Origin of the sequence: Salinicola peritrichatus, assembly GCF_003206715.1 — a bacterium.
Taxonomy (GTDB): domain Bacteria; phylum Pseudomonadota; class Gammaproteobacteria; order Pseudomonadales; family Halomonadaceae; genus Salinicola; species Salinicola peritrichatus.
This window is the reverse complement of record NZ_PZJU01000019.1, coordinates 1-20,963: the sequence shown is the minus strand read 5'-3', so window position 1 is coordinate 20,963 and position 20,963 is coordinate 1. Positions and strand designations below refer to the sequence as shown.

At 62.8% G+C, this 20,963-nt stretch carries 24 protein-coding genes and 3 tRNA genes; 6 read left to right on the top strand and 21 right to left on the bottom strand.

Annotated elements, in window-relative coordinates:
• Positions 1 to 272: 272 nt before the first annotated feature.
• The 13 genes from DOM57_RS08160 to DOM57_RS08100 form a co-directional block, all read right to left on the bottom strand.
• On the bottom strand, positions 273 to 686 hold the full coding sequence (locus DOM57_RS08160) for a hypothetical protein (protein ID WP_110648733.1): 414 nt from the start codon (positions 684 to 686) through the stop codon (positions 273 to 275).
• Complete coding sequence (locus tag DOM57_RS08155) at positions 679 to 918, bottom strand: hypothetical protein (RefSeq protein WP_110648732.1); 240 nt, start codon at positions 916 to 918, stop codon at positions 679 to 681. Before DOM57_RS08155 ends, DOM57_RS08160 begins: the two co-directional genes overlap by 8 nt.
• The gene (locus DOM57_RS08150) at positions 911 to 1,111 is read right to left on the bottom strand and encodes a hypothetical protein (protein WP_110648731.1); all 201 of its coding nucleotides are present in this window, start codon (positions 1,109 to 1,111) and stop codon (positions 911 to 913) included. Before DOM57_RS08150 ends, DOM57_RS08155 begins: the two co-directional genes overlap by 8 nt.
• Positions 1,108 to 1,662, bottom strand: a complete 555-nt coding sequence (locus DOM57_RS08145) for a phosphohydrolase (protein ID WP_110648730.1) — start codon at positions 1,660 to 1,662, stop codon at positions 1,108 to 1,110. The genes DOM57_RS08150 and DOM57_RS08145 overlap by 4 nt, the downstream gene beginning before the upstream one ends.
• Complete coding sequence (locus tag DOM57_RS08140) at positions 1,659 to 2,060, bottom strand: DUF7673 family protein (RefSeq protein WP_110648729.1); 402 nt, start codon at positions 2,058 to 2,060, stop codon at positions 1,659 to 1,661. Before DOM57_RS08140 ends, DOM57_RS08145 begins: the two co-directional genes overlap by 4 nt.
• Positions 2,057 to 3,472, bottom strand: coding sequence for a replicative DNA helicase (gene dnaB / locus DOM57_RS08135; protein WP_110648728.1), 1,416 nt, complete (start codon positions 3,470 to 3,472; stop codon positions 2,057 to 2,059). The genes DOM57_RS08140 and dnaB overlap by 4 nt, the downstream gene beginning before the upstream one ends.
• Positions 3,462 to 4,334: a ParA family protein gene (locus DOM57_RS08130; protein WP_110648727.1), complete on the bottom strand. Its 873-nt coding sequence runs from the start codon at positions 4,332 to 4,334 to the stop codon at positions 3,462 to 3,464. The genes dnaB and DOM57_RS08130 overlap by 11 nt, the downstream gene beginning before the upstream one ends.
• 107 nt (positions 4,335 to 4,441) lie before the next feature.
• Positions 4,442 to 4,517 (bottom strand) — tRNA-Thr (locus DOM57_RS08125).
• Between the two features lie 103 nt (positions 4,518 to 4,620).
• Positions 4,621 to 4,695, bottom strand: a tRNA-Gln gene (locus DOM57_RS08120).
• A gap of 8 nt (positions 4,696 to 4,703) precedes the next feature.
• Positions 4,704 to 4,779, bottom strand: a tRNA-Phe gene (locus DOM57_RS08115).
• A gap of 92 nt (positions 4,780 to 4,871) precedes the next feature.
• A complete protein-coding gene (locus DOM57_RS08110) occupies positions 4,872 to 5,144 on the bottom strand; it encodes an oxidative damage protection protein (protein WP_110648726.1) in 273 nt (90 codons plus the stop codon).
• A 12-nt stretch (positions 5,145 to 5,156) separates the two neighbouring features.
• A complete protein-coding gene (gene mutY, locus DOM57_RS08105) occupies positions 5,157 to 6,242 on the bottom strand; it encodes an A/G-specific adenine glycosylase (RefSeq protein WP_110648725.1) in 1,086 nt (361 codons plus the stop codon).
• Between the two features lie 99 nt (positions 6,243 to 6,341).
• Positions 6,342 to 8,714: an AsmA family protein gene (locus tag DOM57_RS08100; RefSeq protein WP_110648724.1), complete on the bottom strand. Its 2,373-nt coding sequence runs from the start codon at positions 8,712 to 8,714 to the stop codon at positions 6,342 to 6,344.
• Positions 8,715 to 8,954: 240 nt separating this feature from the next.
• On the opposite strand from DOM57_RS08100, the gene hisB reads away from it, so the two are divergent.
• The 4 genes from hisB to hisF are packed head-to-tail and all read left to right on the top strand — an operon-like array spanning position 8,955 to position 11,796.
• A complete protein-coding gene (hisB, locus tag DOM57_RS08095) occupies positions 8,955 to 9,548 on the top strand; it encodes an imidazoleglycerol-phosphate dehydratase HisB (RefSeq protein WP_110648723.1) in 594 nt (197 codons plus the stop codon).
• 40 nt (positions 9,549 to 9,588) lie between these two features.
• A complete protein-coding gene (gene hisH / locus DOM57_RS08090; protein ID WP_110648722.1) occupies positions 9,589 to 10,230 on the top strand; it encodes an imidazole glycerol phosphate synthase subunit HisH in 642 nt (213 codons plus the stop codon).
• A gap of 40 nt (positions 10,231 to 10,270) precedes the next feature.
• The gene (hisA, locus tag DOM57_RS08085) at positions 10,271 to 11,026 is read left to right on the top strand and encodes a 1-(5-phosphoribosyl)-5-[(5-phosphoribosylamino)methylideneamino]imidazole-4-carboxamide isomerase (protein ID WP_110648721.1); all 756 of its coding nucleotides are present in this window, start codon (positions 10,271 to 10,273) and stop codon (positions 11,024 to 11,026) included.
• Positions 11,023 to 11,796 (top strand): imidazole glycerol phosphate synthase subunit HisF, encoded by a 774-nt coding sequence (gene hisF, locus DOM57_RS08080; protein ID WP_110648720.1) that lies wholly within the window; start codon positions 11,023 to 11,025, stop codon positions 11,794 to 11,796. The genes hisA and hisF overlap by 4 nt, the downstream gene beginning before the upstream one ends.
• An 11-nt stretch (positions 11,797 to 11,807) precedes the next feature.
• Here hisF and DOM57_RS08075 read toward each other — a convergent pair whose 3' ends face one another.
• The 3 genes from DOM57_RS08075 to DOM57_RS08065 form a co-directional block, all read right to left on the bottom strand.
• The gene (locus tag DOM57_RS08075) at positions 11,808 to 12,584 is read right to left on the bottom strand and encodes an RsiV family protein (protein WP_110648719.1); all 777 of its coding nucleotides are present in this window, start codon (positions 12,582 to 12,584) and stop codon (positions 11,808 to 11,810) included.
• 302 nt (positions 12,585 to 12,886) lie between these two features.
• Entirely contained in the window at positions 12,887 to 13,477 is a 591-nt protein-coding gene (locus tag DOM57_RS08070; RefSeq protein ID WP_110648718.1) for a YjaG family protein, read from the bottom strand.
• 11 nt (positions 13,478 to 13,488) lie between these two features.
• The gene (locus DOM57_RS08065; protein ID WP_110648717.1) at positions 13,489 to 13,785 is read right to left on the bottom strand and encodes an MGMT family protein; all 297 of its coding nucleotides are present in this window, start codon (positions 13,783 to 13,785) and stop codon (positions 13,489 to 13,491) included.
• A 126-nt stretch (positions 13,786 to 13,911) separates the two neighbouring features.
• On the opposite strand from DOM57_RS08065, the gene DOM57_RS08060 reads away from it, so the two are divergent.
• Complete coding sequence (locus tag DOM57_RS08060; RefSeq protein WP_110648716.1) at positions 13,912 to 14,580, top strand: type 1 glutamine amidotransferase; 669 nt, start codon at positions 13,912 to 13,914, stop codon at positions 14,578 to 14,580.
• On the opposite strand, the gene mnmH is transcribed toward DOM57_RS08060, so the two are convergent.
• From mnmH to DOM57_RS08040, 4 genes are all read right to left on the bottom strand, one after another.
• On the bottom strand, positions 14,577 to 15,665 hold the full coding sequence (gene mnmH / locus DOM57_RS08055; protein WP_110648715.1) for a tRNA 2-selenouridine(34) synthase MnmH: 1,089 nt from the start codon (positions 15,663 to 15,665) through the stop codon (positions 14,577 to 14,579). The genes DOM57_RS08060 and mnmH overlap by 4 nt on opposite strands.
• Entirely contained in the window at positions 15,662 to 16,702 is a 1,041-nt protein-coding gene (selD, locus tag DOM57_RS08050; RefSeq protein WP_110648714.1) for a selenide, water dikinase SelD, read from the bottom strand. The genes mnmH and selD overlap by 4 nt, the downstream gene beginning before the upstream one ends.
• Before the next feature lie 89 nt (positions 16,703 to 16,791).
• Complete coding sequence (gene radA, locus DOM57_RS08045; RefSeq protein WP_110648713.1) at positions 16,792 to 18,171, bottom strand: DNA repair protein RadA; 1,380 nt, start codon at positions 18,169 to 18,171, stop codon at positions 16,792 to 16,794.
• A gap of 115 nt (positions 18,172 to 18,286) precedes the next feature.
• The gene (locus DOM57_RS08040; RefSeq protein WP_110648712.1) at positions 18,287 to 18,748 is read right to left on the bottom strand and encodes a copper resistance protein NlpE N-terminal domain-containing protein; all 462 of its coding nucleotides are present in this window, start codon (positions 18,746 to 18,748) and stop codon (positions 18,287 to 18,289) included.
• Positions 18,749 to 19,103: 355 nt separating this feature from the next.
• Between DOM57_RS08040 and hisC the strand changes: the two genes are divergently transcribed.
• Complete coding sequence (gene hisC, locus DOM57_RS08035; protein WP_110648711.1) at positions 19,104 to 20,156, top strand: histidinol-phosphate transaminase; 1,053 nt, start codon at positions 19,104 to 19,106, stop codon at positions 20,154 to 20,156.
• Positions 20,157 to 20,376: 220 nt separating this feature from the next.
• Here the strand turns inward: hisC and DOM57_RS08030 are convergent, their stop codons facing one another.
• Positions 20,377 to 20,751, bottom strand: a complete 375-nt coding sequence (locus DOM57_RS08030) for a hypothetical protein (RefSeq protein WP_110648710.1) — start codon at positions 20,749 to 20,751, stop codon at positions 20,377 to 20,379.
• Positions 20,752 to 20,963: the final 212 nt, after the last annotated feature.

Below are 20,963 nucleotides of genomic sequence, written 5' to 3'. Positions count from 1 at the left end.
TAGGTTGAAAAGGCTCCGCACGAGCAATCTCCAACCCACAGGCCACAGGAGGCCCGACATGACAACCAGTAGGGAAGTTAGTATTAGCTTGTATGAACTTGCTGACGATGGCTCCAAACATCGCTTGGAACTGCCTGCAAGTAGCAACCTTGGCAAGGGGCAGTTTCAACTGCCGCAACATGTGCCTAGGAAGGGAGAAAAAATTTCCTTGTACAGTGATATCCCATATGAGAAATGGGGAGAATTCGAAGTAGCGGATGTTCATCATGAGCTTACATTCTCCCCTTCTGGTCTGAGTTCTCATTCGGTGATTGTTTATTTAAGGCGGCTTGATAATCGTCTCTAGTGATGCCCAGAACAGACAAAACATCTTCGAAATTTTCGTAGGCGCTCCCCAGGAGCGCCTCGTTCGCACGGGTATGTGGCACATCTCGGCGATTCATCACGCGGACGAACCAATTCTCCAGGAGGATGCGCCCTCTCGGGGTTGGTCCCTCGAACAACGACTCCAGCAATTCATGAGCGGCCTTGCGTCTCGCATAGTTATCAAGAAGTCGTTGCATCTCCTGGCCGCTCTCATGGGCCAGCAATACTTTTCGAATATCCGAGCGCAGTTTCGGCTGGTGCTCATAGGCGTCCAGCAAAGTCCGGATTTCCTGCTCTATGGCGGTATCGACGTTATTCATGTCCTTGTTCCTCCGGGTGCTGTTTCTGGATCCGGCGAAGCCTAGCCAGCATGTTCTTCTCGGCTCTGGCATCGCTGGGTGAGTAGCCGGTGAACACCGGCGGGCAGCCTTCCTTGAGAAACCGCAGATGACCGCCTCGGGTCCGCTCGACGTCCCAACCGTGATGCACGGCGAAGCGCATCAGTCGCTTCATGGACTTGTTCGAGCCGCGAACGGGGAGTGAGTTAGCCATGGCGCACCTCCCCGAGCCGTCGATCGCTAGCGGTGATCTCCTGACGAAACAGGTCCAATTGCCCCTCGATCGCTCGCAGCAGCCGGTCTCGCTCCTGCCGGATCTGGCGGCACTCTTGCGTCAGAGACGCCAGCTCGGCTTTCTTCCTTATCAGTTGGAGATCCAACGATTGAATGTCGGTTGCCAGTGTCATGACGCCATCCTCCTTGCCGCCATGTCGGCCTGGCGACGCGAGGAGAGTTCATTGAAACGCGCCATCCACTGCTGGTAGGCGTGATCCATCGGCCACGGCTGGATGTGGATGGGCAACGGCACCACCCCCTCCAGGCAATCCCATGCCTCCCCTTCACAAAGCAGGTCGCGCCGCTCGGTTGCCAGCAATATCAGGTCGATATTCTTGATGCACGGATCCATGGCACTGGGCAGGCCAAAACGTGTCGCAATGGCCGTCCAGAAGCGGTCCTCGACACCTTTGAAGGCTGGGATCATGGCTTTCAGGGGCGAGACCATATCGCCGACATACGCTTCGGTCGCATCGTGCATGAGTGCCGTCAGTTGATGCTCCACCGGCACGAATTGACTGGCGAGCACACAGTGCTGCGCCACGCTGTAATGCTGCCGGGTATGGCCTCCGAAGCGACAGATACGACTCAGAGAACGACCGATGTCGGAGGGATCGATCATCTGAGGCGTTGGGCTGGCCATGTGGACAGAAAGGCCGGAATGCGTGGTGATGAAACTCATGACTCACCTCCCTGACAGGACTCGGTCTCCCAAAAGCGCTTCATCAAGCGGTCACCGTTCTCCAGATACTCGTGCAACTCACGGCCGGAGTAGGCGGACCACTCGATGAGGATGAGGGCTGCACGCTGCAGGTCACGGTCCAGGCATCGTAGGCGGGTTAGTTCGAGCGGCCACTGGGGGCCGTTGTAGAGTGCGAGCAAGATCCGGCGACAGTGGTGACTTTGACCGCTATAGCCCTCGGCCACCTCAGCCAGCCGCTTCAGGGCATCAGGGCCGCACTGATCCAAGGCGCTGAGACGCTGCTCAACGGCTGCCTCTTCAGAAGCGTGCTTCTCAAGGCGGGCACGGATAGGTTCGCTGAGTAGCGATGAGGTCTCCTTGCGAGATTCTTTGCTCATGACAAACCCTCCTGTACTTGCTTCCACGCCAGGGATTCGAAGCGCGTACTTTCACCGAGAAAGGCCAGGTGGACGGTGCCCAGGGGGCCATTGCGCTGCTTGCCGATAATCAACTCGGCGAGGCCATGGTTATCGGGGTTATCGGGGTTGTCGGGGTGATAGACCTCATCGCGATAGACGAAGGCGATGACATCGGCATCCTGCTCGATGGCACCGGAGTCGCGTAGATCGGCCATCACTGGCCGTTTATTGGGACGCGTTTCCAGACCACGATTGAGTTGCGAAAGCGCGACGACCGGGCAATCGAGATCCTTGGCCGTCGCCTTGAGGATGCGCGACACCTTGGAAATCTCGTTGGTACGGTTTTCGCTGCCGGGTTCTTCCAGGAGCTGGAGATAGTCGACGAGGATCAGTAACGGCTTGCCGTGACGCCGCATCAGCCGGCGAGCACGGGATTTTAGTGCGGTCGCGGTCAAGCCTGACTGGTCATCGATCACCAGGCGGTTTTCGAACGACAGCATCTTGTTGGTGGCCAGCGTCAGTTTGTCCCACTCATGGTCTTCCAGCTTGCCGGTGCGCAGACCGCGCAGGTTCAGCCGCCCCTGGCTGGCCAGTAGTCTTAGCATCAACTGGTCTTCGGGCATCTCCAGGGAAAACACGAAGGCCGGCGCGGTGGCCAGCTCCGTGCGCCCTTCCGTCTGCACCAGGGCGTTCTCGACCAGATTGAGGCCGAGGGTGGTCTTGCCCATGGAGGGGCGACCGGCGATGACGATCAGGTCACTGTTCTGCAGACCGCCAGTCAGTTCGTCCAGATCCTTGAAGCCGGTCGGGGTGCCGGTAATGCCATCCTTGGCATTGAAGGCGCGATCGATGGTATCGACGGCTCCCGAGATCGCTGAGCGCAAATTAAAGGTCTTCTGCTGGCGATCTTCGGCCAGCTCGAATAGACGGCGCTCGCTGTCTTCGATCAAGCGCTTGCTGGGCAGCTTGCCCTCGGTCGCTGACTGGCTGAGGGTGCTGCCCATCTTGGCAAGCTGCCGTCGCAGTTCGTGCTCCCGCACGATACCGGCATAGGCGACGATATTGGTCGCCGAGGGCGTGTTGCGAGCCAGCTCGGCCAGAAAGGCCAGGCCACCCACGGACTCAAGCTGGCCATCCTGCTCCAGGTGTTCGGAGAGCGTCACCACGTCGAGCGGTTGATTCTCCTGGGCAAGTGAGTGCATGGCCGCAAACACACGACGGTGCGCCATGCCATAGAACGAATCGACGGAGAGGATCTCGACAATCTCGTCGAAGCGATCGTTGTCGAGCATCAGGGAGCCCAGCACCGACTGCTCGGCTTCTATGTTGTGAGGTGGCACCAGGCCCATCAATGCGGTGGACTGGGCAGCCGTGAGGGTGTCAATGGACATGACCCACCCCCGCTTTTTTGCTGGATGTGGCACCTACAGCCTGGATGGCCTCAGCCCACTCCGGGTAGAGCTCGGCGGCAACAGCCTTGACCTGCTCTGCGCAAGCGGGGGATTTGCGTCGATAGGGCTTGGTGGGTTCGACCCGGTGAACAGGGAGACTTTTCAGGGCAGCGGTGCGATACGCCGACAGGTTGACCAGCGTCGCATCGAGGACACGAATCCCGGCGTCATTACCCTCGGCGAACATACTGCGGATGCTGCCGGCGATCTCTCTGGCGTCGCGAAGCTGGTCTGACATCTTGTTGAGCAAAACCGCCAGGGGCGGGACATCAAAGCGAGTGTATTGCGACAGTTCGCGCAGCTCTTCCATCAATCCCTGCGTGCCGCGAACGAATTCACGGGCCGTCAGTAGCTCAGGAACGATGGGAGAAACGATTTGGTGGGCGGCCATGACAGCCATCTCGAGGACAACGGAACGCGCTCCCTGGGTATCGATCAGGATGGTGTCATAGCGCTCGGCGAACCGCTCCAGGAGCCCTATGAGACGGAAGCGACCATTGGGGGCATTGAGCAGCAATTGTTGCAACTGACTCTGGTGGTCGTTCGATACAATGATGTCGAGGTTGGGAATCGCGGTATGCGAGATGATCTGATCGAGATCCACCAGGTCGGTGGCAAGCAGCTCGTAGGCCCCACCCGGTGCCGTATCCGTGATGTCGTAGTAGGAAGAGAGGGTTGGTTGGGAGTCCAGGTCTATGAGCAGTACCCGGAACCCGGCATCGGCCAACAGGCCGCCTAGATTGGCAGTGACGGTGGTCTTACCGACGCCGCCTTTGGAACAAACCGTAGCAAGAACACGCATTTACCCGCACCTCGTCCAGCCTGTGAATGGAGCGAGTGCAAAAGAGGCATAAGAACATGATGAAGGAGAGTGCGGGGACGGTCAGACCTAGAAGAGAAACTTCTAGGTGGTGCTGGCACCAGGAGTCGAACCCGGGACCTGCTGATTACAAGTCAGCTGCTCTACCGTCTGAGCTATACCAGCGTACTATCGAGATACTTGTCTTGGTGTCGTGACTGATTACAAGTCAGTTGCTCTACCAACTGAGCTATGCCGGCGAAGTCGACACCTAGAGGAGAGTTGACGATGGCTGGGGTACCAGGATTCGAACCTGGGAATGCCGATACCAAAAACCGGTGCCTTACCACTTGGCGATACCCCAGCAGATGATGGTGGCCAGAGACGGAATCGAACCGCCGACACGGGGATTTTCAATCCCCTGCTCTACCGACTGAGCTATCTGGCCCTCGTCAACGGGGACGCATTAAACCAGCATGCCGTTTTGGGGTCAAGCCTTTTTATTTCAAAAAGATGAGTCCCGCATGATGGCAATGGAGATCACTGGCTGGGTGGTACGTATCCCTCGGCCTGGTCGGTCTCCCGGTTGTCGAAGAACTTCTCCATCTGGGCCATCAGGTATTCGCGTGCCTGGGGGTCCAGCATGTTGAGATGCTTCTCGTTGATCAGCCGGGTCTGCAGCGCTTGCCACTCTTCCCAGGCGCGCTTGGAGACGCTCTGCTGGATCTCCCGGCCCTTGGCCCCGGGCAGCGGCGGAAAAGGCAGCGCCTCGAGCTCTTGCTGATACTTGCGGCAGAAAACCGTCTGCGCCATGGAAAACCTCCTTCAGTCGGTGAGCGTGTGCGTCTGTGCCAGTTTGGCGAGTAGTGTCTTGACCGGTGCCGCCAGTCCGACGCCGAGCGGTTCGGCGGGATCGACCCATTGGTGCTTGGCTTCGGCGACGCTGGTGGCCGCCATGTCGGCCGGCAGCTGTGCCGGACGCGGGGTGATCTCCAGCCGGAAGTGAGTGAAGGTGTGCGTGAACGGCTGCCATGCCCGCGCAAGGTGTACGCCTCGGCAGTGGCGTTCGAGCCATGCCTGGAGCGCCTCGTCGTCCTCGAACTGGGGGAAGCCCCACAATCCGCCCCAGAGACCGCTGGGTGGACGCTGTTCGAGCAACACCCGGCCCGCGTCATCCTGCAACAGTAACATCTGTGTCTGCCGCGTCGGCAATTCGCGCTTGGGCTTGGCACCAGGGTGGCGGCGCTCCTCGCCGCGGGCATGCGCCACGCAGACATCCTCGAACGGACACAGCAGGCAGCTCGGCTTGCCGCGGGTGCAGATCATGGCGCCGAGATCCATCATCGCCTGGGTGTATTCCGGCAATCTGCGAGATGGCGTGTAGCGTTCCGCCAGCGTCCACAGTTGGGCCAGCACCTCGTTCCTGCCCGGCCAGCCGTCGATAGCGTGCAACCGGGCCAGCACCCGTTTGACGTTACCGTCGAGAACCGCCGCCCGCCGTCCGGTGCTGATGCTGACGATCGCGCCGGCGGTCGAGCGACCGATCCCCGGCAAGGCGGTCATCGCCTCGAGATCGTGAGTCGGGAGTTCACCACCATGCTCATCGACGATGACCTTGGCGGCCTTGTGCAGGTTGCGCGCACGCGCGTAATAGCCCAGCCCCGTCCATAGATGCAGAACGTCATCCTGTGGCGCGGCCGCCAGCGAGCGGACGTCGGGAAAGCGCGCCATGAACCGCTCGAAATAGGGGATCACGGTCGTGACTTGGGTCTGCTGGAGCATGATTTCCGATACCCAGACCCGATACGGCGTCTTGTCGTACTGCCACGGCAGCGCCTTGCGGCCATGAGCGTCGAACCAGTCAAAGACGCGCTGCCGAAAGGCGTCGGCCGACAGGGAAATCTCAGCCAAGCGGCACCTCTTAACGTGAAGCGATAAAGAAAGACGCGGCGGAAAGCGCGAAAAAGGCGCCGACAGAACGTCGGCGCAGAGACTGGCTATTGGCTTGGTTCACTGAAATAGACCTCGAATCTTGTTGCGAAGTTCCTCGGAAGCGCCTTCGCCCAGTTTTTCGTCGATCTTCTGTCGGGTTTCGTTGTCGAGCCGTTCATCGAGCGCTTCGTCGACGCGCTCGCCGGCCTTGCGTTTGGCTTCGTCCTTGGCCAACTCGCCCAGGGCACTCTGGAAGGCATCGCGATCGAAGCCGCACCACTGCCCCGGTGCATCGCTCAGGCTGCCCTGGCAGCGGATCGGGAAATCGACCTGGGCCAGGCGCGGGTTGACGCCGCAGGCCGCCTTGTCGGCGGTATCCGTGAAGCGCGCCGCGGCGCGGTAGTCGAGACGGTTGGTGACCAGATTGACCTCACCCTTTCCGGTCACTTCGATGCCGGGAATGGCGATGTTGAGATCGTCGTTGTGAGCGACCCCGTCGTTGACCAGGACACTGGCCTGCAGCCGGTCGAACGGAGTGTCGTCGCTCCACTCCCGAGTCGACTCACGCCCTTCAAGCGTCGCCACCGCAGTGCACAGCTGGCGCGAGACGTTGACGTCGAGCATGGCGCCGTCGTCGACCCGCAGCGCCGCCTGGCCGTTGAGGTTCTGCTTGAGCCCATCGAGCGTATTGGTGCGCGAGTCGAAGTCGCCCTGCAGATTCAGGGTGCCGCGCAGGGGCGACGGCTTGCCACCGACGTCCTGGTAGAGAGGCGCGATATCGACACCCTGCATGCGCTCGGTGAATGCGAGCTGGATCGGTGTCTGACGTAGATCCAGTGCGCTCGAGGCCTGCAGCGAACCGCCGTAGAGCGCGGCACGGAGCGAGTCGATGCGCTGACGTCCGTTGCCGCCGCTGGTGGTCAGTTCCACATCGCTCAGGTTGGCGCCCTTGGCCTTGAGCGCGTCGAGAGTCAGATGCCCTTCCTGCTCGAGTCCGCTCAACCAAGCCACCGGCAGCAGTTCGGCTGCCTCGCTGGCCGCCATCGCCGGCGCGACACCCAAGGTCTGCAACCAGGCCGTATCGTCGCCATCCTGGGCCGCACCCTCGGCGCTCTCCTGTGCCGGCGGCAGATAGGCGTCCAGATCGAGCTGGTCGCCGGCGAGGTCGAAATCGAGCGCCTGGCCGTCGAAGGCCGCGCCGAGCGATCCGTGCAGGTGGGTCTGATCCAGAGTCAGTTGCAGGTCGTCGAAATCGATGCGCTGCGCATTGCCTTGGAACGGCCCGCTCATCGACAGCGCCGTCAACGCACTCTCGTCGGCGGTATCGGGCTCGCTGCCGAAGCGCGCAAGCCAGTCACGTACCGGTAGCGGTGCCAGTTCCAGGCGCCCCTGATACCGGGGCGTCCGGTCGAGTTGGGTGATGTCGGCGTTGCCGGTCAGGTTGAGATCGTCGTCACCCGTCAATACCACATCGCTGAGCGTGGCGGTCTGCGCCTGCAGATCGGCCACGGCGTTGAGCTCCAGAGCCAGCGACAGCGGGGTCTCCTGCATGATCGGATGATAGAGCGAGGCGTCGAGCTGGATACCATCGGCGCGATACTGCTTGGCCTGGGTGTCGGCCACCAGCGTGGCGATCTTGAGGTTGGCGCTCTGCGCCTGCTCCGCCAGGTCGGGAACCTGGGCCTTGCCGTTGAGCGTCATCTTCTCGAAGGTGTAGCGCCCGGCGCCGAGATCCATGCGCATCTGGCTCTTCAACTGCACGTTGCCGTCGAGTCTGGGTTCGGCACCGTCGACATCGAACGTGAGCTGGATCGGGAACGCCGATTGCGGGCTGACGTTGCTGCTCTGGAATCCGAGATTGGTCAGAGTGACATCGAGCGGTTGACGGCGATCGACGTAGCGCACCTGACTGTTGGAGACCTGGATATTGGCGATATCGAATGCCACCGGCTGGTTCTCGCCCGGGTCGAGGCCTGGTCCCGCAGTCGCCGGGGCGGGCGCCTGGACATCATCCTGCTGGCGCTGATCGTCGCGTTCGGCAAGGCGATCCAGCAGCACCTGCCAGTTACCCTGACCCTGCTCGTCGCGGGCCAGGTTGAGGCGCATGCCATCGAGAATCAGGCCGTCGACCGACACGTCGCCGCTCAACAGCGGTGCGAACGCCACGCTGACCTCGGCACGGTCGAAGGCGACGAAAGGCTCATCGTCACGAGACTGCTTGGCCAGCCAGGCCTCCGCATCCTCGACGCTGACGCCGATGCGCGGGTAGAAGGTCCACGACAGCGGCCCATCGAGGCGCAACTCCAGCCCGCTCTGGTCGCGGACCGCTTCGATCAGGCGAGGCTTGAGATCGTTGGGATCGAAAAAGGTCGTGATATAGACGACCGCGATTACCACCAGGATACCCAGGACACCGATTGCCGCCAGCAGCGCTCTGACCAACCCCTTCATGCGCTGTCTCCCCGTTCGCCGAAGCCGGTCGGGCGCGTTTTTCGATCTCGCCGGACGGCGGGCGTGGATGAGTCGAACGGTTCGATGGTCTGCGTGGCTTCCGGCATGCCCCCTGCTTCTCCTTGTCGGCGGAGCGGCCCGGCCAAGGCCGCTCTGGAATCATCGGCATTGTAGCGGATGCGGGGGGCGATTCTCTATAATGACCGATCCTCGCCAATCGTATCGGGAGACTCCCAACGCATGTCCGAGCGCATCGCTACGGTGTCACGCCAAACCAACGAGACGCAGATCACGGTGACGGTGAATCTGGACGGCAGCGGCCGTCTCGAGTGCCAGACCGGCGTCCCCTTCCTCGACCACATGCTCGATCAGGTGGCTCGCCACGGCATGCTCGATCTCGCCATCGACGCCAAGGGCGACCTGGAAATCGACGAGCACCACACCGTCGAGGATCTCGGCATCACTCTCGGCCAGGCGTTCGCCAAGGCGATCGGCGACAAGCGCGGCATCCGCCGCTATGGCCACGCCTATGTTCCGCTGGACGAAGCGCTGTCCCGGGTGGTGATCGATTTCTCCGGCCGTTCCGGGCTGTTCATGGATGTCGAGTTCACCCGCGCCACCATCGGCCGTCTGGATACCCAACTGTTCCGGGAGTTCTTCCAGGGGTTCGTCAACCATGCCCAGGTAACCCTGCATATCGACAATCTCAAGGGTTTCAATGCCCACCACCAGGCGGAGACCATCTTCAAGGCCTTCGGCCGTGCCCTGCGCGCCGCCGTCGAGGAAGATCCGCGCATGACGGGCCAGATGCCGTCGACCAAGGGCAGCCTGTGAGGCCGTCCGCCGCCACCACCGACCCAGCGAGGAACGTGCTATGACGATCGCCGTGATCGATTATGGGATGGGCAATCTGCACTCCGTGGCCAAAGCGCTCGAGCACGTGACCCACGAAAACGTGTTGGTGACCCGCGATCCGCGCTCGATCCGTGGCGCCTCGCGCCTGGTCCTGCCCGGCCAGGGCGCGATCCGCGACTGCATGGGCGAATTGCAGCGCACCGAGCTCGAAGGCCTGGTCAAGGATCTGCTCGAGGAGCAGGGCAAGCCGCTTCTCGGCATCTGCGTCGGCCAGCAGATGCTGTTCGAGCGTAGCGAAGAGAACGGCGGCATCGACTGCCTCGGGTTTCTGCCCGGCCGCGTGCGTCATTTCGGCCATCACCTCACCGGCCCCGATGGCGAACGCCTCAAGGTACCGCACATGGGCTGGAACCGGGTCGTGCAGCACCACGAACACCCGCTGTGGAACGGTATCGAGGACGGCGCGCGTTTCTATTTCGTCCATAGCTATTATGTCGAGGCCGCGGCGGATGCCGATATTTTCGGCACCACCGATTACGCCGGGGTCAACGCCCATGTGGTCACCGGGCGCGGTACCGTGTTCGCGGTGCAGTTCCACCCCGAGAAGAGCGCCAGGGACGGCCTGCAGTTGCTGGAAAACTTCGTCAACTGGGCGCCTTGACAGGCTCCGGTATCAACACGACCGCAAAGGATTCGACGACATGCTGGTAATTCCCGCCATCGATCTCAAGGACGGCCAGTGCGTGCGTCTGAAACAGGGCCGCATGGACGATGCCACCGCCTACGGCGACGATCCGGTGGCAATGGCCGCGCGCTGGGTCGAGGCCGGTGCGCGGCGGCTGCACCTGGTCGATCTCAACGGCGCCTTCGAAGGCAAGCCGGTCAATGGCACGGCGGTCACCGCGATCGCCCGTGCCTATCCCGACCTGCCGATCCAGATCGGCGGCGGTATCCGCAGCCTCGATACCATCGAGCACTATCTCGAAGCCGGGGTCGGCTACGTGATCATCGGCACCAAGGCGGTCAAGCAGCCGGATTTCGTCGGCGAGGCATGCCGTCGGTTTCCGGGGCACGTGATCGTCGGCCTGGATGCCCGCGACGGCTTCGTCGCCACCGACGGTTGGGCCGAGGTCTCGACGCTCAAGGCGGTGGATCTGGCCAAGCGCTTCCTGGATGACGGCGTCTCCTCGATCGTCTACACCGACATCGCCCGCGACGGCATGATGCAGGGCGTCAATGTCGAAGCGACCGCCGCGCTCGCCCGCGACGGCGGCCTGCCAGTGATCGCCTCCGGTGGCGTAACCGATCTCGAAGACATCCGCGCGCTGGCCGGGGTCGCCGATAGCGGTATCATCGGCGCCATCACCGGCCGCGCCATCTACGAAGGCTCGCTCGATCTCGCCGAGGCGCAAGCGCTCAGCGACAAGATTCACGCCGCCAAGGGAGAGTCCGCATGAGCCTGGCCAAACGCATCATTCCCTGCCTCGATGTCGACGCCGGCCGCGTGGTCAAGGGTGTCAATTTCGTCGGTATCCGCGATGCCGGCGACCCGGTCGAGATCGCCAAGCGCTACAACCAGCAGGGTGCCGACGAGATCACCTTCCTCGACATCACCGCCAGTCATGAGGACCGCGACACCACGGTGGAAATGGTCGAGCGCATCGCCGGCGAGGTCTTCATCCCGCTGACCGTGGGCGGCGGCATTCGCCGCTGCGACGATATCCGCACCATGCTCAACGCCGGCGCGGACAAGATCTCGATCAACACCGCCGCGGTCACCAACCCGGATTTCGTGCGCGAGGCGGCCGAGCGCTTCGGCAGCCAGTGCATCGTGGTGGCGATCGACGCCAAGCGGGTCAGCGCTGACGGCGAGTTGCCGCGCTGGGAGATCTTCACCCACGGCGGGCGTCGCCCCACCGGCCTGGACGCCGTGGAGTGGGCGCGCAAGATGGTCGATTACGGCGCCGGCGAGCTGCTGTTGACCAGCATGGACCGCGACGGTACCAAGGCTGGCTTCGACCTCGGCGTGACCCGGGCGATCAGCGACGCAGTCGAAGTGCCGGTGATCGCCTCCGGCGGCGTCGGCAATCTCGATCACCTGGTCGCCGGCGTCAAGGACGGCGGCGCCGATGCGGTGCTTGCCGCCAGCATCTTCCACTTCGGCGAATACACCATTCCCGATGCCAAGCGCTACATGGCCGAACACGGCATCGAAATGCGGCTGTGAAGCCGCCCGGTTCAAGGCAGGTAGCGCGGCTTCAACACCCCGTCGAGTTCGGCATAGGGAATCGTTAGCGTCGGCTGACCGATGGCGTACGGCCCCAGATCGTAGACCTGATACTTGACCGACAGGCCATCTTCGAGCGGCGCGGCATTGTCGGAAACCACGAACGGCCACTGGGATACCGAGAGACCGCTGGCCTGATCGCTCGAGAGCCAACGTCGATGTGCCCGCTTCAGCGCAGCTTCATAGGTCGGTCGCTGGCCGGGCACCAGCATCTCGTCCAAACCGACGGGCTGCCGGGTGTCGCGATCGATCACCAGGTACTGGGTCAGCGGCAGACCATGGGCGCCACCGCTGAACAGGTAGCCGTCCAGTTCGAGTATCAGCAGATCATCGTGATCGGAGACCACTTCAGCCTTGAGGTCGGCCTGGTAGCCGGGCAACTCGGGCACTTCCTGGCGCGCCTCCCGTGCGGCTGCGAACACTTGGTCGGCGAATTCATCGAAAGACTCGGCCCGGCCCAACTCGCCGCCGTCGGGCTCGTCGCTGAGACCGCTGGCCAGCGAGAACAAGCGTTTCTGCAACAGATCGGAGAGGGCGGGCGATGCGGGGAAGCGCAGATAGTCGGCCGTGACAGTGGCGCAATCATCACCCTCGCAGCCGGGCTCGTGCACCGTCTTGACCACCGGCTCGGTACGCAGCGCGTCGCCATCCCAGCCCGGAAAACTCTGGCAACCCGTAAGCGCCAATGTCGCCAGCACGATGCCGCCGATCGCCAAACGGTGATACATGATGTTCCTCCTTGAACGTTGTCGCCTTTTTATCCATAGGCTTTCAGCGTAGCCGTTTTATCCACACCCGGTTCGGACCGGTCTCAGAATCTGTTTACGATCTCGCGAGCTAGAACCAAAACTAGGCGAAAACGCTTAAGGAAAGGACCGGGCTCGCGTACGAGTTTACATGGGGCTAAATGAGCATTCCGAAAGCGTTTGACTCGCTTCGCTCACCCTACGGGCCAGCCTTCGGCTGTTGTCTCCGCTACGCTCCGGCTCAACGACGTTTGGCCGACGCACAGCAGATCGTAAACGGGTTCTCAGTCGAGACTCAGCCCCAGGTTGCTCACTCCCTGGTTGCGTCCCAGCAGTCGCAGATCCGAGAGGCTTTCGAGATTCGGATCATCCTCCACCGCTTCGAGCACTGCCTGCTGGAAGGCGCGTTCATCCTGCATCAGTTCGTGCTCGCGGAACAACGCATCGAGACGTTCGGCATCCTCGCTACCCTCGGTCATTTCGATGTAGGCACGCACCCCGTTGCGCGATAGCTGACTGACATCCAGCACCGCTTCGGGAGCCTCGCCGCGTAGCGTATCCAGCAGTGTCGTCAAAGCCATTACCGCCTCGGTCGCGCGGCGCGCGCCGAAACTATCGTCGGCTTCCGGTGGCTCGACCGCCGCCAGCTTGTCGGCCTGCTTGTCGAAATCGATACGTGCCGACTTGACCCTGAGCCGCTCCCACACCAGATCGAGCACGTTATGGAGCACGCTGGGGTCGCCGCTGCCGCTCATGCTGGCGTAGAGCGCGTAGTTGGGTATCAGGCGCTCGCTCAATGCCGCCATGAAGGCGGTCTGCTGGCGCGCATCGAGCCGGCGTAGTCTTGCGTTGAAGCTACCCGTGGGTTGAGCCATGGATTCTCCGGTCAATCTGGCCATATCAGGTGCGTGGGCACGCGGCCGTGGGCATCGAAGACGACACCTTCCCCACGCAGTTTCTCGTGCTGACGGCGGGCGCCACCATGCTCGGCCACGCGTCGGCTGGCATTGATGACGCGATGCCACGGCAGATCGTGCCCTTCGGGCAATTGGCGCATCGCGCTGCCGACCATGCGCGCGGTCGCGCCTTCGGTCATATTGGCGATGCGGCCATAGGTGGTCACGCGCCCCGTCGGAACCTGGGCCACAATGGTGTAGATCTGCTCTAGGATTTCCGTTCGCATCGCCACCCGCCGCCGGTCTTGGAGTCCGCTCACGATCTCGCGCTCAGCGCCTTTTCAACAACGTTTGGCCGAGGGCACGGCTCGTGAGCTTGTGGAGGCGCCCCGGCGCCCCCATGTTGACCTATCATGCATATCTATTTTATCCAGCACAGTCCGTTATTGGGGCCGGCCCGCATCGCGGATTGGCTGACGGGCATGGGCCATAGCTACAACCGTTGCCGACTCGATGAGGGCGAACTGCCGCCACCGCTGGACAACTGCGATGCGCTGGTCCTGCTCGACGCGTTCGCGCCGCCCAAGACTGCTCTGCTCAAGCGTGAGCGCAAACTCATCGATCGTGCGCTCAAAAGCAACAAGCCGCTACTCGGTATCGGCTACGGCGCGGGTCTGATCGCCGAAGCGCTCGGTGCCATCGTCTCGCCATCGGTGCAGCCGGAGCTCGGTTGGCAGACCGTCACCCTGGACGATGCGAGCCCATTCGATTTGCCGGAAACCTTCGAGGCCCTGCTCTGGCATCGCGATATCTTCGGTTTGCCGGACGACTGTCTGCCGCTGGGCCATACGCCGGCCAGCCCGATTCAGGGCTTCGCCTGGGACCGCGGCCGCGTGCTCGCCATGCAGTGCCATCTCGAAGTGACTGCCCAGAGCGCCCAGGCGATGTACGACCACGATCTGGCCGTCGCCCAGGAGCGTCAGGCGCAGTCCCGCGACGAGATCTTCGCCGATCCGAAGCGCTTCGACCGCCAGGCGGCGTTGCTGGATCGGGTGATGACCCAATGGCTCGACAGGGATTAATGCAGCCGTTCACGCTCCCACTCCTGCGCCACCGCGAGGCAACTGTCCCAGTCACCGACGTGCAGCGTCGTACGCGGCTGGCTGTCGATCTGGTAGCGGTACATCGGGTCGTAGTACTCCTGGAGCAGCGGTGCCAGCCAGTCGTCATGTGCCTCGATTCTGCCGTGACGCTGAGCCTGGAAAGCCTGCTGCTGAGCGGCAAGAAGCCGCCCCAGGCGCTCGCCGCCCAGGCGTTTGCCGAGCCGCTTCAATGCTCCGGAGAGTTGCTTGCGAAATAGCACCTCGCCCAGTTCGGGCCCGTAGTCGCGATGATAGATGCCACTCAGATCCTCGATATAGTCCTTGCGGATCTGTTCGAGTCGCCAGTCGAGTGGCATCTCCACTCGGATGCAGGGAGCGGCTTTCATCGTCTGCCAGAAGACTGCCGGAATCGCCAGGCGACCGATGCGCTGTGATTCGTCCTCCACCACCCGCGCCAGCGGCAGGCGATCGAGATCCAGCGCCAGGCCATGCTCGAAATCGATCTGCGAAGGTCCGGCCAGCGGGTGCTGGCCGAAAGCGGACCCCTTGTGGCGGGCATGTCCCTCGAGATCGACCCCGCTGTCGAGCGCCTGCACCAGTGCCGTCTTGGCGCACCCGGTCAACCCGGCCACCACCAGCAGTGGCGCTTCGCGGCGGGCCTCGAGCATGGCGATCAGCAGGTTACGCATCGCCTTCCAGCCACCACGGATACGCGGCAGCGGATGGCCACGTTCGGCCAGCCACTGTTGCGCGATCTGCGAGCGCATGCCGCCTCGGAAGCAATAGAGCACGCTCTCGGGTGCCGCCGCGATCGCCGCCTCCCAGGCGGAGATGCACTGCTCGCGGCGTTCTCCGGAGACCAGACGATGGCCCAGCTCGACGGCCGCGGCCTGTCCCGCCTGCTTGTAGCGAATCCCCACCTCGCGGCGCTCGGCGTCGTCCATCAGTGGCAGATTGATCGCCCCGGGTAGCGCGCCGGCGGCGAATTCGATCGGTGCGCGCACGTCGATCAGCGGGCGTTCGAGCAGCGACAGATCCGCGTCGATGAACTCACTCGCTTTCAACCTCGCACCTCGATCAGCGCATCGCCGCCGCGGGGAGTGACGCACTCGCCGAAGGCTTCCAGCTCGAGCTGATACTGACGCCCGACGCGCTCGACGTCGTCGGCCCAGGCGGGATCGGCCGCGACCAGCAGACCACCGGATGTCTGCGGATCGCACAGCCACTGCCAGTGCGCGGCGTCCATCTCCGGCAAGGCCGCGCCGATCGCTTCACGGTTGCGCCCGGTACCGCCGGGCACCGCGCCCTGACGGCGGTAGGCTTCGGCCTCGGCCAGCCGCGGCAGCTTGGCGAAATCGATCCGCGCTGCGACGCCACTGGCCGCGCAGACTTCGCTCAGATGGCCGGCGAGACCGAATCCGGTGACATCGGTCATGGCGTGAACGCCTTCGATCCGGGCCAGCGCCTGCCCGATGTCGTTGGCGATCAGCATGGTTTCCCGCGCCAGCCCCTGGTGGCCGGCCTGCAGCCGCCCCTGCTTTTCCGCCGTGGTCAGCATGCCGATACCGAGCGGCTTGGTCAGATAGAGCAGATCGCCCGGCTTGGCACCACTATTGAGCTTGAGGTGTTCGAGATCGACCAGGCCATTGACCGCGAGGCCGAAGATCGGCTCCGGGGCATCGATGGAGTGACCGCCGGCCAATGCCAGGCCGAGTTCCCGGCATACGGTCTGGGCCCCGGAGACGACGTCGCCGGCAACCTCGCCGGAAAGCTTGTCGAGCGGCCAGCCGAGGATGCCCAGCGCCATGATCGGCTCGCCACCCATGGCGTAGACGTCGCTGATCGCATTGGTCGCTGCGATGCGCCCGAAGTCGAACGGATCGTCGACGATCGGCATGAAGAAATCGGTGGTCGAGATCAAACCTCGACCGTCTCCCAGGTCATAGACGGCCGCGTCCTCGCGCCCCTGATTGCCCACGATCAGGCGCTTGCTCTTGGCGCCCGGTCCGGCCTTGGCGAGGATACGGTCGAGCACGTCGGGGGCGATCTTGCAGCCGCAACCGGCCCCGTGGCTATACTGTGTCAGGCGAATGGCGCTCATGGTCAGGCTCCTCGTCACGCGTGCTTGGCGATATGGTGCTTGTCACTGGCAGTGTAACCGACGATACCCCGAGACTCAGCGTGCGACGCTCACAACGCTTCCAGCGCCTCGGCCAGCTTGTCGACCGCCACCACCTGCATCCCTTCCGGCGCCTGCTTCGGTGCGTTGCCACGTGGGACAATGGCGCGGGTGAAGCCGTGCTTGGCCGCCTCGACGATGCGTTCCTGGCCGCTGGGAACGGGGCGAATCTCGCCGGACAATCCCACCTCGCCAAATACCACCAGCTCCCGCGGCAGCGGCCGATTCTGCAGGCTGGACACCACCGCCAACAGCACCGCCAAATCGGCACTCGTCTCGAGTACCTTGACCCCGCCGACCACGTTGAGGAAGACATCCTGATCGCCGGTAAACAGGCCGCCGTGCTTGTGCAACACGGCCAGCAGCATCGCCAGTCGGTTATGGTCGAGCCCCACCGCCACGCGACGCGGATTGCCCAGCGCCGACTCGTCGAGCAGCGCCTGCACCTCGACCAGGATCGGCCGGGTGCCCTCCCATACCACCATCACCAGGCTACCGGCGGCCTGCTCCTCGCTGCGCGAGAGGAATATCGCGCTGGGGTTCTTGACCTCCTTGAGGCCGAGTTCGAGCATCGCGAACACGCCCAGCTCGTTGACCGCGCCGAAGCGGTTCTTCTGCCCACGCAGGGTGCGAAAGCGGGAGTCGCTGCCGCCTTCGAGCAAGAGCGAGGCGTCGATCATGTGCTCGAGCACCTTGGGGCCGGCCAGGCTGCCATCCTTGGTCACGTGCCCCACCAGCAGCAGCACGGTGTTCGACTGCTTGGCGAAGCGCGTCAGCGCCGCCGCCGATTCGCGCACCTGGGCGACACCGCCGGGGGCCGAGCCGATGTCTTCGAGATGCATGGTCTGAATCGAGTCGATGATCAGCACCTCGGGACGCTCGCGCTCGGCCACGGCGAGCAGGGTCTCGATGCTGGTCTCGGCCAGCATCTTGAGTCCTTGCGTCGGCAGTTGCAGGCGGTGAGCGCGCATCGCCACCTGGGATAGCGACTCCTCGCCGGTAACGTAGAGCACGCGCTTGCTCTGGGCAAGACGACAAGCGGTCTGCAGCAGCAGGGTCGACTTGCCGGCGCCGGGATGCCCCCCCAGCAGCACGGCGGAACCGGGCACCAAGCCGCCACCGAGCACGCGGTCGAACTCCTCGAAGGTGGAGCTGAAGCGAGGGACCTCGGTCAGATCGACACCGGAGAGATCCACCACTTCCCGCGACAGGGCCCCCGCGTATCCATTGCGCGCGCTGGCACTGCCCGCAGCGGTGGCACCAGGTCGAGAGCTACCGAGCCGGATCTCGGTAAGCGTGTTCCACTCCCGACAATTGCTGCACTGCCCCTGCCATTTGCTGTATTCCGCACCGCACTCGGTGCAGACAAAGGCGCTCTTCGCTTTTGCCACGCGTAGGGATCTCCGTCATGCCGGGAAGATTGTGGGTCGTTTATGTTGCCATCATTGGCGTTCCATCAACGACGAAGGACGGCCGGCGGCCGCCCTTCAGCATGCGCCGGGCCGCTTATTGACGAGTCAAGCGCAACATTTCGCCGTTCTCGAAACGACGGCGCTGCGGGTCGATCAGTTCGAGCGTGCGATCGTCGATCTTCTGGAAGTAGTAAATCTGGCCTTCGCTATCCGGCGTCAATTCGTAGACCGTGGCCTGCGGATCGACGGCGGTGCCGGTCATCGCTTCCCATTGCCCTTCGTACTGCTCGGGATCGGGGTTCTGCGGGTGGTTGCGATAATCGGCTTCGAGAGTGAAAGTACGCTCGGCGGCCGGCGAGGACTCGGTACCGTTGAGGTTGACGGTCAGGTCGATGCCGTCGCAGCTGCGACATGGCAAGGTGCCCTCGTAGGTCGTCGTGCTCTCGGCCCCGGCAGCGGTGTCGGTCGTGCCGGACTGCGTTTGAGAGCCACCGCTGGCACAACCGGCCAATACGGCTACCGTGGCGGCGCTGGCCAGCAACGTCCTGATTTGCATATTGTTTCTCCTTACACTTCTGGGCCATACAGGCCGCCTGGGCGGCCACGTGAATACAGGATAGCGGTTAGTGCCCCGCGTGGCACCCCATTCACCACACGCAATCATTGTGGATAGCACGGCGCACCACCGTCGCGAGTGCCCGGATCAGGCTCGTTGAGCGGTAACGATAGCTTGGCGTAGGCCATGGGAACCCTTATCGATAGCGGATTGTAGCGATCGAGAGGCGACCGTGAGAAGACCAGCCGACCTCGCCGGCGGCCAAGTCAAGCGCTTGCACCACCGCCGCGCACGAGTCACTATGGCGACTCCTTGCACCTCATTATTTAGTCCCTGTACGCGCCCGCGAGAGATCATGAGTCAATTCTGGAGCCCCGCCGTTCGCGCCCTGACTCCCTATGTCCCAGGTGAGCAGCCGCGCGAGAAGTTGATCAAGCTCAACACCAACGAGAACCCCTATCCGCCCTCATCCATGGTCGAGCGGGCCCTGCAGCAGTTCGAGGTCGAACATCTGCGCCGCTATCCCGATCCCGAATCGTTGGCGTTGCGCCAAGCGCTGGCAAAAGCCCATGGCGTCGAACCCGAACAGGTCTTCGTCGGCAACGGCTCCGACGAGGTGCTGGCACTGGCCTTTCAGGCATTTTTCTGTCAGCCGAAGCCGCTACTGATGCCGGCGATCAGCTACAGCTTCTATCCGGTCTACTGCAAACTCTATGACATCGCCTACCGCACCGTGGCACTCGACGATCGCTGGCAGATTGCCCTGAACGCCTTCGATAGCGACAACGGTGGCGTGGTCTTCGCCAACCCCAACGCCCCTACCGGTCATGGGCATTCCCGCGCCGCGATAGCCGGGCTGCTGGAGCGGATCAGCGAGAGCGTGGTGCTGGTGGACGAAGCCTATGTCGACTTCGGTGGCGAGAGCGCCGTGCCACTGGTCGAACGCTATCCGAATCTGCTGGTCACCGGCACGCTCTCGAAATCACGCAGCCTCGCCGGCCTGCGCCTGGGCTATGCCATCGGCTCGCGTGAACTCATCGATGGGCTCGAGCGAGTCAAGAACTCGTTCAACTCCTATCCGATCGACATGCTTGCCAGCACGGTGGCGATCGCCGCGCTCACTGACGACGTTCACTTCCGTGCCTGCTGCGAACGTGTGATCGCGACCCGGGAATGGACGCGGCGGGAACTTCAAGCGCTGGCTTTCGAAGTTCTGCCGTCGCAGACCAACTTCCTGTTCGTGCGTCATCCGCTGCATAGTGGCGCCGCTTTGTTCACCGGCCTGCGCGAGTGCGGCATTCTGGTGCGCCATTTCAACAAAGATGGACTCAGCGATTTTCTGCGTATCTCGATCGGCACCGATGACGAGATGCAAAGCCTGATCCAGGCGCTGCAGGCAATCGTCTGATGTCTTGGTCCCGCGATGGACTTCCTGCCCGTTCCTGACGCCTCACCTTGTGGTGACCCCGGGCTCACTGCGGACAACCGAGTTCCGATGGCATAAAAAACCCCGGCCAAGGGGGCATGGCCGGGGAAGTTGGAGGTGACTGAGGCAGTCCCTGCCAAGTTTTAAGCACCCGGTTTCCCGGGCGCGCGTATTTCAATGGACTTTAGATCGATCGCCTGCTTCAGTCGATGCTGGCGAAGTCCACTTCGACGTTGCCATGGCCGGTATCGCTGACTCCACCGGCATGCTGCAGTGCACGAGCGGCGGCAACGCTCTGCCCTTGCCCGATCAGGTCGCTATTGCCGGCAGCGATGTTGGTAGCCCGTTGCGTGTGGGCGGCGACATAGGCCAGAGACTGATCGGCCGCGTCGCTATGACCGCCAATGACCGTGTTGAAACGATATGGGGTCGGCAGCACTTGATACTCGGAAGTCGGCTGCGTGTTGAGCGCTTCACGCTGCTGGGCGAAAATCTGTTCGGCCGTAACGCTGTTGGCCTGAGCGGCAGCGGGCAGAGCGACAGCTAGGGCAATAGCAGCAAGAATGCGAGTTTTCATGGTGTACCTCCAATGATCATCCATTTGAATGGTTGGCCTCTTGGCTCAACCGTTGATGACATTGTGAGGTCTGAAACATTAGCTTGCTAATCGAAGCGTTCGAAAGTCGCTATCAACAGGATCGATACCAGGACGACGAAAGCCCGCAGCCCGCAGCGGGATTTATCGTCGGCCAAAGAAAAACGCCCCGGACTCAAGGAGTCCGGGGCGTT